This window comes from Marinibium conchae (assembly GCF_015595035.1).
Classification (GTDB): domain Bacteria; phylum Pseudomonadota; class Gammaproteobacteria; order Enterobacterales; family Alteromonadaceae; genus Glaciecola.
In genome coordinates, this window is the sequence record NZ_JADNRN010000001.1 from 757,926 (window position 1) to 771,933 (window position 14,008).

9 protein-coding genes and 3 tRNA genes are annotated in these 14,008 nt (G+C 43.4%); 10 read left to right on the forward strand and 2 right to left on the reverse strand.

Annotation, left to right across the window (positions count from 1 at the left end; translation table 11 throughout):
• Nucleotides 1–22 precede the first annotated feature (22 nt).
• Together ISG33_RS03160 and ISG33_RS03165 are read right to left on the reverse strand one after the other, a co-directional pair.
• Nucleotides 23–3,217 (reverse strand): TonB-dependent receptor domain-containing protein, encoded by a 3,195-nt coding sequence (locus ISG33_RS03160; RefSeq protein WP_195732093.1) that lies wholly within the window; start codon nucleotides 3,215–3,217, stop codon nucleotides 23–25.
• A gap of 497 nt (nucleotides 3,218–3,714) precedes the next feature.
• Complete coding sequence (locus ISG33_RS03165) at nucleotides 3,715–4,908, reverse strand: GNAT family N-acetyltransferase (RefSeq protein WP_195732094.1); 1,194 nt, start codon at nucleotides 4,906–4,908, stop codon at nucleotides 3,715–3,717.
• A 42-nt stretch (nucleotides 4,909–4,950) separates the two neighbouring features.
• Between ISG33_RS03165 and ISG33_RS03170 the strand changes: the two genes are divergently transcribed.
• From ISG33_RS03170 to ISG33_RS03215, 10 genes are all read left to right on the forward strand, one after another.
• Nucleotides 4,951–5,484, forward strand: a complete 534-nt coding sequence (locus ISG33_RS03170) for a regulatory protein RecX (RefSeq protein ID WP_195732095.1) — start codon at nucleotides 4,951–4,953, stop codon at nucleotides 5,482–5,484.
• Nucleotides 5,485–5,581: 97 nt separating this feature from the next.
• Entirely contained in the window at nucleotides 5,582–8,173 is a 2,592-nt protein-coding gene (gene alaS, locus ISG33_RS03175) for an alanine--tRNA ligase (RefSeq protein ID WP_195732096.1), read from the forward strand.
• A 251-nt stretch (nucleotides 8,174–8,424) separates the two neighbouring features.
• The gene (csrA, locus tag ISG33_RS03180) at nucleotides 8,425–8,619 is read left to right on the forward strand and encodes a carbon storage regulator CsrA (RefSeq protein WP_195732097.1); all 195 of its coding nucleotides are present in this window, start codon (nucleotides 8,425–8,427) and stop codon (nucleotides 8,617–8,619) included.
• 207 nt (nucleotides 8,620–8,826) lie between these two features.
• Nucleotides 8,827–8,919 (forward strand) — tRNA-Ser (locus ISG33_RS03185).
• Between the two features lie 78 nt (nucleotides 8,920–8,997).
• A tRNA-Arg gene (locus tag ISG33_RS03190) sits at nucleotides 8,998–9,074 on the forward strand.
• A 72-nt stretch (nucleotides 9,075–9,146) separates the two neighbouring features.
• Nucleotides 9,147–9,223 (forward strand) — tRNA-Arg (locus ISG33_RS03195).
• A 292-nt stretch (nucleotides 9,224–9,515) separates the two neighbouring features.
• Nucleotides 9,516–9,773 carry an OadG family transporter subunit gene (locus ISG33_RS03200; RefSeq protein WP_195732098.1) on the forward strand — a complete coding sequence of 86 codons (258 nt, stop codon included), beginning with the start codon at nucleotides 9,516–9,518 and terminating at the stop codon, nucleotides 9,771–9,773.
• 13 nt (nucleotides 9,774–9,786) lie between these two features.
• On the forward strand, nucleotides 9,787–11,586 hold the full coding sequence (gene oadA, locus ISG33_RS03205; protein WP_195732099.1) for a sodium-extruding oxaloacetate decarboxylase subunit alpha: 1,800 nt from the start codon (nucleotides 9,787–9,789) through the stop codon (nucleotides 11,584–11,586).
• Nucleotides 11,587–11,590: 4 nt separating this feature from the next.
• Nucleotides 11,591–12,724 carry a sodium ion-translocating decarboxylase subunit beta gene (locus tag ISG33_RS03210; protein WP_195732100.1) on the forward strand — a complete coding sequence of 378 codons (1,134 nt, stop codon included), beginning with the start codon at nucleotides 11,591–11,593 and terminating at the stop codon, nucleotides 12,722–12,724.
• Between the two features lie 209 nt (nucleotides 12,725–12,933).
• Entirely contained in the window at nucleotides 12,934–13,998 is a 1,065-nt protein-coding gene (locus tag ISG33_RS03215; protein WP_195732101.1) for an SPOR domain-containing protein, read from the forward strand.
• The last annotated feature ends 10 nt before the right edge of the window (nucleotides 13,999–14,008 follow it).

Sequence of the window (14,008 nt, forward strand, 5' to 3'; positions counted from 1 at the left end):
TCTATTACTAGCTGCTTCTATCTTAGAATGAGTATGCTACTGAAGCAAACACCGTTCTACCGAAGATATCATAACCTACACCTAGTGGTACGTTACGCTGTTGGAAACCGCCAGCGTCGCCATCGATAAGAGGTGGAGCTCTGTCGAATAAGTTTCTAATACCTGCTGTAACGGCCCAATTATCTTGACCGTAACTCGCTGATACAGTGTGAATGATATAGTCTTTGGTTTTCTCAAGTGGACGACAAGACACATCTAAACCAGTACACGGTTGGTTATCAGGCTCAAAATCGAACAAGTTGTCGTTTTGACCACGGCCAATGAAACGACTTGACCAGTTGAATCTGAAGTCAGTGTATTCTAAACGAAGTTGAGCAGAACCACGCCACTGCGGGTTAGTAATTTCACCTACGTTATCATCAAATATGTCAAAGAATTCAAGTTCACGAGACTGTAACTTAGTAGCGAGTAAATCAATAGTTACCCCTAGCTCATTCTCACCAACAATAAAGTCTTGCTGATAGAATACGTTGAAGTCGATACCTTTTGACCCTTCAAAACCAATGTTGATGAAAGAACGATCAACACCAGTCATTTGTAGAGTTGTTGGATCACGTTGGATGCTGTCACAGAATCCGCTCGTACCATCAGGTACTTCTTCGTTGTTATAACAACTTGCGATAATGAAGCCTGAAGTAGGCTCAGATACCGCACCTCTGATTTCAATATCATACCAAGTCGCAGATAAGGTCAAATCAAAGGCGTCTGTGAACGGTTGTTCAAAGATAATACCGTAAGTCTCTGAAACTGAACGTTCAGCAAGTAAAGTCTCAGAACCACCTGTTGTTACTTCAGCAGATACGAAGTTAGAGAAACCAGCACTATCTGGGGTGTTTAGACCAAACGAAGTTGCATCGATACCGTTAGTTAAGCACGAAGCAAATACACGTTCATTCCTTTCATCTTCAGAAGCATCGTAAGTTTCAGCCGAATTGACGTCTAGTGGATCAGATACTCGAGCTGCTTCAGGAACAACACATGGATCGGTTACTGAGTTAAAACCAGAGGTTCCGTTTAAGAAACGCTCACGTAGGTTTGGTGTTCTATATGATGTTCCTCGAGTACCACGAATAGTTAGATACTCAGTAGGACGCCATAATGCTTTCAAACTGAAAGTCTTCTCTGGTGCATAGAAAGTTTCTTCTGTTAAACGACCAGAGGCAGTAAGCGTAAGTTCTTCCGCCCACTCTTGCCCACGTAACATAGCAAACTCAGTTTCGAAGAAAATCTCACGAAGGTTTTTAGAACCATCAGCGCCTTGGTCAGCAAAAGAGTTATACAAACCATCTACCGCTGCAGGGTTAGCATCCGTAATAATTTCATCTTTACGGAATTCAGCACCCACTACCAATGGAACAACTTCATCATTCCAAGGAAGAGTGAACCAATCACCTGTAATGAAACCAGTTAGCATCGTTTGCTTAACTTCAGTTACGATATTACGAGTTGTAAATAGGTATGCCGCTTCTTCAGGTGTGAAAGTACCACCACCTTCTTGATAAATGTTCGACGAGAACAAGTTTACTGCAACGCAGTCATCACCTGGGTCTCCACAAACGATTTCGCCATTTGCATTACGAGTAGCAGCAATTGACTTTTCGAAATTCGTTGAGCTTATACCAACTTGGCTCGACTCACCACGTGAGGCACTGTAAATAGCAGAAACTTCATAGCTCCAAGAACCTTCACCAAAGTTGTCTAATGCGCCAATGTTACCTGATACACCACCAACTAAACGATACTGATAGGCATCAACCGAGTTATTTTGTCTGTCGCCACGAATGTTCAGAATCGGGCGTACAGCTTGTGGACCATAAGGTGCGCCAACTCCGGCACGGCAATCACTACCATTAATCGGGTCGGAACCACAAGGGTTATATGGGTTAGTCGCGTCGATTAATGGGAAAATTTGACCCGTGCCTGCAAAGGTGCTGGAGTCACGAGTTGCATATAAGCCTTCGTAGAATAAACGCGTGTCATTTTCGTCGTTAAACAAATAGTCACCGTTTAAATACATTGTAATTCTTTCTAGCGGACTGACGAAATCTTGTGAGTTTCTGTAGTCAGAATTCAAGAAAGAATAAAGTGGATCACCAAAATCGAAGTCTAGCAAACCATCGCCATTACCATCAAAGATAGCGCCGTCAAGTATGCCGTCGCCGTTCGTGTCAACCTCAATTGCGTTAACGCCTTGTGACTGGAAGAAAGCAACGTTAGCAGGGTTGAGCGTTGATTCACTCCAGTTAGGGATGCCGATGTTAGTGAAGCCTTCGGTGCGGTAAACACTACCGAAGAATGGAATCGACATACGGTTGGTTAGTGGGAAAATCTGACAGTTTGAAATGGGTGTCGCTGAAGGACCATCACCACGGCGACCACGATAAATATTTCCGTCGTTGCCTTCATAAATTAGCTCTTCACATGAGCTATTAAATCTACTTTCACCAAGTGTTTGTCTTTCTCGGTTATTATACTCACCAGCAATGGTGAATGAGTAGTTATCGCCAGACGAGCCATATAACAAACTGAAAGCAGTTTGCTCGCCGCCCTCTGGCGGAGCTGAACCTGATGCATTGAACTCAAAGCCATCAACGTTCTTTTTTAAGATAACGTTGGCAACACCAGCGATTGCATCGGAACCATAAACAGTAGACGCACCGTCGAACAAGTTTTCAATTCTGTCGATTAGTACAGAAGGGATTAGGTTCAAATCTGGGGCAGTTGGAGCACCACCTACACCGGCAGGTGCAACACGACGACCATTCACTAGAACAAGCGTTCTGTCAGCACCAAGACCACGGAAGCCAACAGTAGCAGCACCAGGACCGTTATCTAAAACAAAGCCGTTAAATGTACTATCGATTTGAACACCAGACGCTTGTGAGGTGTTCTGTAGCATGTCGTTGGTGTCGAATAAACCAAGTTCACGTGAGATGTCACCACTAATAATTTGAACAGGGGATGCATTTGAGAATTCTGCTCTTTTGATACGTGAGCCTGTTACTGAAATTCTCTCAACTACCTCAATTTCGTCTTCCTCTTCTTCAAGAAGATCATCGATTTCCTGCGCGTATAGGTTTGGGGCTGCTAAGCATCCAAGGGCGACTAAAACCGCCATTGACACTTTATGCAACTTGGTATCGTTGCTTTGATTCATATTGTTTCCCTGTTGTCGCTTTATAGCGATTAAGTATTATTGTTTTATCCAAAAAAAATTTTGGTCAAAATGTGCAACTTTTTTTGTGAAGACCGGTCTGATTGATTAGCGATGTTTTCTTAACATTTCTACTTAATCAAACAAACACAACTTCCAGTTGCTTTTTGTGCACTTACTAATTTAATGCAATGTGGCACGAACAGTCAAACCCTTGATAGTGGCAAAGTAGTGCGTTTTTTAAACGAATTTAGGTATTTCCGTTCGTTCATAAGTATAAAATTTTAAAAGGCCTTTAGTTTCAAACATTTAAGCCTGTGTTTAAGTGCGAAATTTATTTGAAAAAAAATCGAATTATTTTGGAGTTAAGGATCTTCACCCTTATTTTAGCCTCTTTTAACGCCAAAATAGGTGGGATCTACTCCTAATTTAGCATTTTATAAGTGAATTTTTTCATTCGATGCCTGTCTATTTTACCCCAACAGTTTTCGGTAAAGTGCTCAAGGCTGCTTAAAAGGCAGTACACTCTCTGCTTGTTCTTTATACCTTTGCATAGCAATTTTTTCATTGCTTAAGAAGTCTGCAACTGCATGGTGGAAATCTGGATGTAGAAGGTGATGGTTCGAGTAACAGTAAGTTGGCGCAAAACCCCGAAGAATTTTATGTTCACCCTGAGTGCCAGGATTGAAGGTTGAAATATTATTTTCAATACAAAATTCAATGCCTTGATAATAGCAGCACTCGAAGTGCAAACCAGATATGTCCTCCAGCGCACCCCAATATCTTCCGGCAAGCAATTTATCATCATAAACAAATAGCGCAGACGCAATGCACCGTCCAGCGTCAAATGTCATGACAATTAATAGCTTATCGGGCATTTGTTCAAGTAATTGGTGAAAGAAGGCCTGATTTAAGTAGCCAGTGTGGCCACTTCGCTTTAAATAGGTTTGTTGGTAGCAAAGATAAAAGTCTTGCATAAGTTCTTTACTTATATCCTTGCCAGTAAAGCGCTTGATCTGCAAATCTTCACCTTGTTTATACACCCCTGAACGCTCTTTTCGTATTGAGCGACGTTTGCGCGATGTCATCTTGGCTAAAAACTCATCAAAATCTGTATAGCCATCATTCTTCCAAACAAATTGCACGCTTAAGCGCTGCAATAGTGTTTGTTTAGTCTTCTGTTTTGCTAACTCACTACTATCATGCTCTGGAAGAAATAAGTAATGCAGTGATGATGCGCCAGCTGCGTGGATGATAGATTCACTGTGAGCTGCTAACCATTGGTAAATCTCTTGAGAAGTGATTTCGATGTTTTGGTTAATCAACATCCTGCTGCCCGTAACCGGCGTGAAAGGAATGCAACACACCAGTTTTGGATAATAGGGAAGCTGATGATGGTGATAGGCATTCGCCCAAGCATGATCAAACACATATTCACCATAAGAATGTGTTTTTAAATAGCAAGGGAGAAAAGCGACTATGGTATTTTTATTTATAGCGTCTTCATCGTAAATCACTAGGTGATGACTTAACCAACCGCTATTGCCGTCGACACATTGAGTTTGTTCAAGTGCTTTTAGAAAGGGGTAGCTTAAAAATGGCGTAGCGTCATACTTATTGCCAGCGGACAGTTGTTGCCATTGTGTTTGACAGATATCATCTAGTGCTTGTATTGATTTACATTTAAGTGGCATTGGCAGTTCAATGTCCTAAAATAACGAGGAATTATAAAGACTATGTCAGATAGTCAGGCAAAGATCATTCGACACAAAATAACACGTTTGTTGTCTCGTCGTGAACACAGTGCCCACGAAATTCGTCAAAAACTGTTAGCCTTGAATAACGAACGCCCCTCTTTTAGGCAAGTAGCGAAAAACAAATCGCAGCAACAAACAGCAATCGATTCGAGCGAGCTCGACGCAGAAGCAGTCATCCAACCTGAGTTAGTTGACGAGATATTAACTCAGTTTATCGAAAAAGATATACAAAGCGATTTTCGCTACGCAGAAGCCGTCGTTCGTGGAGCCTATCGCAAGGGTAAAGGCCCACTATTTATACAACGTAGTTTGCAAGAACATGATATCGACTATGCCCTTGTGAAAGCGCTAATTGCTGAACATGATTTTGATTGGTTTGAACTGGCAAAAACGGTGCGCGAAAAGCGTTTTGGCTGGGAGCTCCCACAAGATTGGCAAGCAAAACAGAAACAGATGCGTTTTTTGCAATATCGCGGTTTCGAGCAGGAGCAAATCAAATACGCCTTTGAGTAGCTTTACGCTTAACAAAGCCCCACTTAACATGATATCTTCAAACAATTATTAAAAAACATCGATATAGCATATCCACCCCGCAGACTTAGGAACATTAATGACACGCTCTACTGCTGATATTCGCCGCACATTTTTAGAATTTTTTCAAAAACAACAACACCAGATAGTCTCTAGCTCATCACTGGTACCGCATGATGATCCAACACTGTTGTTCACAAACGCGGGCATGAATCAATTCAAAGATGTATTTCTTGGCGCTGAACAACGAAACTATACTCGAGCAGTGTCCTCCCAGCGTTGCGTGAGAGCTGGAGGAAAACATAACGACCTCGAAAATGTGGGCTATACCGCACGTCATCACACTTTTTTTGAAATGCTAGGTAATTTTAGTTTCGGTGATTATTTTAAAGAACAAGCCATAAAGTTTGCATGGCAATTTTTAACTGAAGAGCTAGGTTTAGAAAAAGAGAAGCTACTTGTTACCGTCTATCATGATGATGATGAAGCTTTCAATATTTGGGAAAACCAAATTGGTTTGCCCGCTGACAGGATTATTCGAATTTCTACGTCGGATAACTTTTGGTCAATGGGTGACACAGGTCCTTGCGGTCCTTGTTCTGAAATATTTTATGACCACGGCGAACATATTTGGGGTGGTAAGCCCGGCACAGCCGAGGAAGATGGTGATCGATTTATCGAAATCTGGAACTTGGTATTCATGCAATATAATCGACAAGCTAATGGCGATATGTTGCCTTTGCCTAAACCGTCGATCGATACAGGCATGGGTTTAGAACGTGTATCAGCGATTCTACAAAACGTGCACAGCAACTACGAGATAGACCTATTTCAGAGCCTTATCAAGTCGGCAGCAGACATTGTCGGCACTACCGATCTTGAACACAAATCTTTGCGCGTGATTGCCGATCATATTCGCTCTTGTAGCTTTTTAGTGTGCGATGGTGTGATGCCGTCAAATGAAGGGCGAGGCTACGTTCTGCGTCGAATTATTCGCCGAGCTGTGCGCCACGGATACAAAATGGGTGCGAGCGATATCTTTTTCTTCAAATTATTGCAAACCCTGGTTGACGAAATGGGGGAAGCTTACCCTGAGCTGGTTCAACAACAAGCAGTTATTGAGAAAGTATTGAAAGTTGAGGAGGAACAGTTTTCTAAAACCTTAGCTCGTGGTATGACGATCTTAAACGATGCGCTGGCTGAGCTAAGTGGAAAAGAAATTCCGGGCGAACTGGTTTTTAAGCTTTACGATACTTATGGTTTCCCTGCAGATTTAACGGCTGATGTGGCACGCGAGCAAGACTTTAGTATCGACGAAGCGGGTTTTGAAGCGGCGATGGCTGCTCAGAAGGCTTTATCGCAATCAGCAAGTAAATTTGGCGCAGACTATGCGAATGTTTTAAGCGTTGATGAGCAAACTAGCTTTACTGGATACGACCTTACAACCGGACGTGCCGAAGTGGTAGCTCTAATAAAGGATAATGAGCAAGCAAGTAGGGCAAGCGGCAGTGCAATCGTTGTGTTAAATGAAACACCTTTCTATGCTGAATCCGGTGGACAGGTTGGCGATACAGGTCTAATAAGCACAAAAGACGCCAGCGCCAAAGTTATTGATACAGTAAAGCTAGGTCAAGCTTTTGCCCATCATGTACAAATAGAAGGCGAACTAGCGCTTGGAGATAGCGTTGAACTCACCGTGGATAGAACTCGACGTGACCGAATTAAAGCCAATCACAGTGCAACTCATCTATTACATGCAGCGCTGCGAGAATTACTGGGGGAGCACGTTACCCAAAAAGGTTCACTTGTAGATGCCGAAAAGCTTCGTTTTGATTTTTCTCATTTTGAGCCGATTTCCGCCGAGCAATTGCTTGAGATTGAAAATAGAGTCAATGCTGAAATTCGCTTAAATCATGCCTTAAGCACAAAGCTAATGGAGCTTGATGAAGCTAAAGCGTCGGGAGCGATGGCCTTGTTTGGAGAAAAGTACGATGAAAAAGTACGCGTGGTGCAAATGGGCTCATTTTCTACAGAGCTTTGCGGTGGTACCCATGTTGCTAGGACTGGCGATATAGGCCTGTTCAAAATTACAACGGAAGGTGGAATTGCATCGGGTGTTCGACGTATTGAAGCTACCACTGGTCAAAGCGCTCAAGACTACATCAATAATGAGTCACAACTATTGTTCGACATCGCGTCTTTGGTGAAATCCGACAAAGCCTCAGTTGCTGACAAAGTATCATCAGCCCTACAGCAGCTTAAACAGGCTGAAAAAGAACTGGCTCAGTTGAAACAATCAATGGCTGGGCAAAAGGGGAAAGACCTGTTAGCTAATGTTACAGACGTAAACGGGGTAAAACTCCTAGTCGCGAAACTAGAAGGTGTTGAGGCAAAATCCTTGCGCGGAATGATGGATGATTTAAAAAATCAGTTGCAGTCGGGCGTCGTTGCCTTGGGGCTCGAAAGTAATGGAAAAGTAAACTTGATTGCGGGGGTCACCAAAGATCTCATTTCTAAGGTAAAAGCGGGTGACTTAGTCAATCACATGGCTGGTCAAGTAGGTGGAAAGGGCGGTGGCCGGCCAGATATGGCCCAAGCTGGGGGCTCACAGCCGGAAAACCTCCAAAAGGCACTTGATTCTGTTCAAAGTTGGCTCGAAAATAGCATATAGAATCCTGTTGGAAAAATGTGAACAAAATGAGTGGGATAAACGTCAGGAATTTGACTGTTGTTTGCTTATTGTACAAATATTTATATTTTTCTTGGCGTAAATCAATAATTTGAAGTATATTAAAAATTCAATGTTGGCCAATGTCGTACAAGATAAATCACAAGGTGCATACATCCATTGTTATTGTGGAAGCGCGTTTGTAAAACAGATATCGATACATTGATTGGACCAAATTTATAAGGAGCGACAAAATGCTTATCTTGACTAGACGTGTAGGGGAAACTTTAATGGTAGGTGACAACGTCACCGTGACTGTTTTAGGCGTCAAAGGAAATCAAGTTAGAATCGGAGTGAATGCGCCGAAGGAAGTTTCAGTTCACAGGGAAGAGATTTACATGAGAATTCAAGCTGAAAAAGGTAATCAGGTTTCGCCTGGTAATTCTTAATCAACTTTACACGACTCATTATTTGCTAGTGCAATTCATGCTAGCAAACACAAAAAAACTCGGTTTATTCTGAGTTTTTTGCTTTAGGAAGGCTGGATGTTACTCGCTATTGGTCAAAAAACTGACAAACAGCAAATAATAGTGAATTAGTTGCCAAAAAAGCATTGACTTATAGCACTGATTCAGTAAACTTCCGCCCCACATTTAGGAGAGGTGGCCGAGTGGCTGAAGGCGCTCCCCTGCTAAGGGAGTATAGGGTTTGTAGCCCTATCGAGGGTTCGAATCCCTCTCTCTCCGCCATTTATTTGCTGACTCAATTAGCATAGTAAATGTGACTAAATGTAGAACGCCTTATTAGGCGTTCAAAAGCAAAACAACGCGCATGTAGCTCAGCTGGATAGAGTACCTGGCTACGAACCAGGCGGTCGGAGGTTCGAATCCTTCCATGCGCGCCATATTGAATAGGCAAAATGCTTGTCATTTTGCTAACAAGTTCGGAACAAGATAGTTCCACTAAAGTTTACCACGCGCATGTAGCTCAGCTGGATAGAGTACCTGGCTACGAACCAGGCGGTCGGAGGTTCGAATCCTTCCATGCGCGCCATATCACGTTAAAGCTCCAAAGCTGAAAACGATAGAATGCCCACTGAGAAATCAGCGGGCATTTTTTTTAGCGCCATTTTCCGCCTGCTTGTACCAAGTCTTGATAACAGGTTTGGGTGATGCTTTTGTTAAAAATTCGTAAAAATTGAATAATAATAGGACAATCATCCTTCAAAGTGCATATTTATAGTGATCTTATGCAAGCTTAAGATGGTTTTCGATTGTATTTTTTGCGTCTCCGTGCTATTTATCTGTGCCTGAAATTTTGGGGCGTAACAGTTTATGGAGAATGTATGGCTGAGCAGTTAATGGAAGCAGGTGTTTTACTTGCCGTTGGTATGTCGGTTGTGTTTGCTTTTCTTACACTACTGATTGCTGGTATTCATCTTATTGCTTGGTTTGAAAGAGCCTTCCCAAGTCCGATTGAGACCCCAAGTACTAGGCCAAGACAAGAGCCCAAGCAAAAAAACGACATCACTGAAGTGAGTCCGCAAATCGCTGCCGCAATAAGCGCTGCGGTGAGCACACACCGCAAATCAACTTCGAAATAATAGGGAAGCTTTTATGTCCAAATCATTAGGAATTACCGAATTGGTCCTTCGCGACGCGCATCAATCTTTACTCGCAACAAGAATGCGCCTTGCGGACATGCTTCCCATTGCTGAGAAGCTCGACAACGTGGGTTATTGGTCTGTTGAGTCATGGGGTGGTGCTACCTTTGATTCATGCATACGCTATCTGGGCGAAGACCCCTGGGAGCGTATCAGAGCATTGAAAAAAGCGATGCCTAAAACCAAGCAACAAATGTTACTCCGTGGTCAGAATTTACTGGGTTATCGTCACTATGCCGATGACGTTGTTGAGAAGTTCGTTGAGCGTGCCCACGTCAATGGCGTTGACGTGTTTAGAATTTTTGATGCTATGAATGATGTTCGCAATCTTGAGACTGCGGTTAAATCAGCGATCAAAGTAGGTGCGCATGCGCAAGGCACTATTTCTTACACAGTGAGTCCTGTGCATAATCTGCAGCTTTGGTTAGATATGGCTAAAAAGCTTGAGGATATGGGTGTTCACTCTATTTGCATCAAGGATATGGCTGGCTTGTTGAAGCCCTACGATTGTGAAGAACTGATTCACGGTTTGAAAAACACTGTCGAGGTGCCAATTGCTATGCAATGTCATGCCACGACCGGCCTCAGTACGGCGACTTATCAAAAAGCTGTCGACGCTGGCATAGATATGCTAGATACCGCTGTGTCGTCAATGAGCATGACGTATGGGCACACAGCAACAGAAACCATGGTATCGATAGTAGAGGGAACTGAGCGCGATACAGGCCTTGATATCGAAGCTTTGGCCGATATAAGCGCCTACTTTAGGGATGTCCGCAAAAAATATGCACAATTTGAAGGATCGCTAAAAGGTGTTGATGCACGAATCCTGATTGCCCAAGTGCCTGGTGGAATGTTGACTAATATGGAAAGCCAACTGAAAGAACAGGGCGCTGAAGATAAATTTGACGAAGTGCTCAAGGAAATTCCTCGCGTGCGTGAAGATCTTGGCTTTATTCCTTTGGTTACACCAACATCTCAAATAGTGGGTACTCAGGCCGTATTAAACGTGCTCACTGGCGAACGTTATAAGAGTATAACTAAGGAAACTGCTGGTGTGCTAAAAGGCGAATATGGCGCAACCGCAGCACCGGTGAACCAAGAGCTACAGCAACGTGTCTTAGAGGGCAATGAGCCTATTTCTTGCCGACCCGCCGACGTATTAGAGCCTGAACTTCACAAATTAGAAGCTGAGTTGGATGAAATTGCGAAGCAGAAGTCTTTACGAATTGCCGAAGATAAAGTTGATGACGTGCTTACTTATGCCTTATTTCCTCAGATTGGCATGAAATTTATCGAAAATCGTGATAATCCAGGGGCCTTTGAACCGGCACCCGCCGACCCGTCTGATATTGTTGATGCTTCTGACTCTGTCGCAATTGCTGGCGACTCAAAAGCTTATCAGGTAAAAGTCGAAGGTAAGTTATATCATGTTGAAGTCGCTGAAAATGGTGAAGTGAGTCACATATCATCGTCATCAAACAACAAGTCCCACTCAGGCAGCTCTGCAGCAGGTGATGCGTCCGCGGTCAGCGCAAATGCTACGGATATTGCTGCGCCATTGTCAGGAAACATTTTTAAAACCATCGTTAGAGTCGGTGAGCAAGTCAATGAAGGTGATACTATCCTCATACTTGAAGCGATGAAAATGGAGACTGAAGTCAGAAGTTCCGTTTCTGGTATCGTCCAAGACTTACTCGTTAGCGAAGGTGACGCAGTTCAGGCCGGGCAAACAATGATGGTAATTGGGTAGGAACATGGAAAAGTTATTGATTCTTTGGGAAAGCACTGCCATACCTCACTTTGAGATTAAGCAAATTATCATGATGCTAGTGGGCTTCGCTTTGCTCTACTTAGCGATTGTTCGAAAGTTTGAACCCTTATTACTATTGCCTATAGGTTTCGGCGCTTTGCTCACCAATATACCACTTGCTGGATTTAGTGAAGCAGGCGGCTTACTGCACTATATCTATTATATTGGGGTCGACACCGGCGTATTCCCGCTGCTTATTTTTATGGGTGTCGGGGCAATGACCGACTTCAGTGCTCTGATTGCAAACCCACGAATGTTGCTTCTTGGGGCTGCAGCGCAATTTGGCATCTTCGCTACCTTGTTCGGAGCAATATTGTTAAACGGATTATCGTTTTTTGACTTCAGCTTACAAGATGCATCGGCCATCGCAATTATTGGCGGCGCTGATGGTCCAACTGCCATATTTTTGGCATCTAAATTAGCGCCGGAGTTACTGGGAGCAATTGCAGTTGCCGCATATTCCTATATGGCATTAGTGCCGATCATTCAACCTCCTATTATGAAAGCACTAACAACAGCTGAAGAGCGTAAGTTGCCGATGGCGCAGTTGCGGGTTGTGTCAAAGAAGGAGAAGATACTATTTCCTCTAGCAGTATTGCTAATGACACTTATCTTTTTGCCATCAGCCACGCCATTAGTCGGCATGTTTTGCTTCGGTAACCTTCTCAAAGAATGCGGTGTTGTTGACCGTTTAAGTAATACTGCGCAAAATGAGTTGATTAATATCGTCACCATTTTCCTTGGTTTGGCGGTTGGATCTAAATTAAGTGCTGACGCCTTTCTCACTGCAGAAACATTAGGTATTTTAGCCCTAGGTGCCGTTGCGTTTTCTATCGGAACGGCCGCCGGTGTTATGATGGCTAAGCTAATGAACAAGCTCAGCAAGGATAATATAAACCCCTTAATTGGTGCTGCAGGCGTATCTGCTGTGCCAATGGCTGCAAGAGTAGTGAACAAGGTTGGCTTAGAGTCTAATCCCCACAACTTCCTGCTTATGCATGCTATGGGCCCTAACGTTGCTGGTGTATTGGGTTCGGCTGTTGCCGCAGGTATATTGCTTGCCTTGGTTGGTCCCTAAGCTAAATTATCCTAGGCTGTTGCATTAGAAGCTCGATTTGCAATAGCCTTCGCTACTCTCTCGATATTCTCGACATACTCAAGCAGTTAGCTTTTCTTGTTGGTCTGCTTCTTGCTAATTACTCAAAAATAGCGTTTCTCCGTCAATAAATTGATGCTTAGGCACCGTATTGACTTTGGGGAAGCCGGTAGGTTTTTGAGGACTAGCAAATGAACAATATAAAACACAAACTAAGTGCATTATCGGTTGCGATTTCAACGGCTGTCTTAATGTCTGGATGCAGTTCGTTGCCCTTCGTAGATGAAGCTAAGACTGACTCCGCTCAACTTTCTCAAAGCGAACAAGCCCGAAGTACTCAATCGATACAAACAGAAATAGACGACTTTAAGACAATGAAGCCGAGTTTGTCTCGCTTGGTTGCATTAGAGGCGGATTTAAGCTTTTTGTTGGAGGAAATGAGTCGTTTTAATGAACAAAACCCCATCATGTATGACACTGCTGCCGCAACTACTCCACAACAGGTACCTCAAGCGCAATCAACGATCGTATTTACTGAAAATGGACGACAAGAAATTGCCGCTGAAAAACTAGTAGATGGTTGGGCAGACACACAAAGCGGAATAGGCGGTAAATGGCAAACAAAATCACCCGACTTAAAAACTGAGATGGACACATTAGGGCTTACTCAGCGCACCAGACCTACGAACAAGGTTGCGGTGAATACTCAAACTGCAAGTAGGCAAGGCGTGAGCCAATCTAAATTTTCTGGTAACAGTCAAGTCGAAGTTGCTGCTGTCGCTCCAATTATGCAGGTTAACAGTGCGCCGGGACCAAGTATAGCAGCGTCAAGGCCGTCTCAGCTGCGACAGCCAGATAGGGTAGCGATAACAAATAATATCGCTGAACGCAGCCCGAAAGCGGTAACGCTATCGAAATTCTCGACTATGACCAGTCCTGATCAAATAGTCGGAGATGTAAATAATTGCAGCGAGTGGAAGGTCGATGCTACAAGAACCTATTCCCTTCACCTCGCCTCTTTTACAACCAGAGCTGCTGCTGAGAATGGCTGGAATGAGCTAGAAAAGAAGTATGCCGACACATGGTGTGATACACCTGCAACGCTAGCTAAGGTAGTGGTTAAAGGTAGAGAATACCTTAGTTTGCGGGTAGGCGCTTATGCCTCTCGAGACAAGGTTTTAGCGTTATGCTCGCTAATTAAACAACGCGGTGACTATTGTGCAGTTAGCACAGCCACTGGCGAACGTATTCAATAAGCTTATTGAG

Bases quoted from the DNA above. Each gene is read 5' to 3' on its own strand.
- ISG33_RS03200 (WP_195732098.1), top strand. From the start codon at position 9,516: ATGGCTGAGCAGTTAATGGAAGCAGGTGTTTTACTTGCCGTTGGTATG.
- ISG33_RS03210 (WP_195732100.1), top strand. From the start codon at position 11,591: ATGGAAAAGTTATTGATTCTTTGGGAAAGCACTGCCATACCTCACTTT.
- oadA (WP_195732099.1), top strand. From the start codon at position 9,787: ATGTCCAAATCATTAGGAATTACCGAATTGGTCCTTCGCGACGCGCAT.
- ISG33_RS03215 (WP_195732101.1), top strand. From the start codon at position 12,934: ATGAACAATATAAAACACAAACTAAGTGCATTATCGGTTGCGATTTCA.
- ISG33_RS03160 (WP_195732093.1), bottom strand. From the start codon at position 3,217: ATGAATCAAAGCAACGATACCAAGTTGCATAAAGTGTCAATGGCGGTT.
- csrA (WP_195732097.1), top strand. From the start codon at position 8,425: ATGCTTATCTTGACTAGACGTGTAGGGGAAACTTTAATGGTAGGTGAC.
- ISG33_RS03170 (WP_195732095.1), top strand. From the start codon at position 4,951: ATGTCAGATAGTCAGGCAAAGATCATTCGACACAAAATAACACGTTTG.
- alaS (WP_195732096.1), top strand. From the start codon at position 5,582: ATGACACGCTCTACTGCTGATATTCGCCGCACATTTTTAGAATTTTTT.
- ISG33_RS03165 (WP_195732094.1), bottom strand. From the start codon at position 4,908: ATGCCACTTAAATGTAAATCAATACAAGCACTAGATGATATCTGTCAA.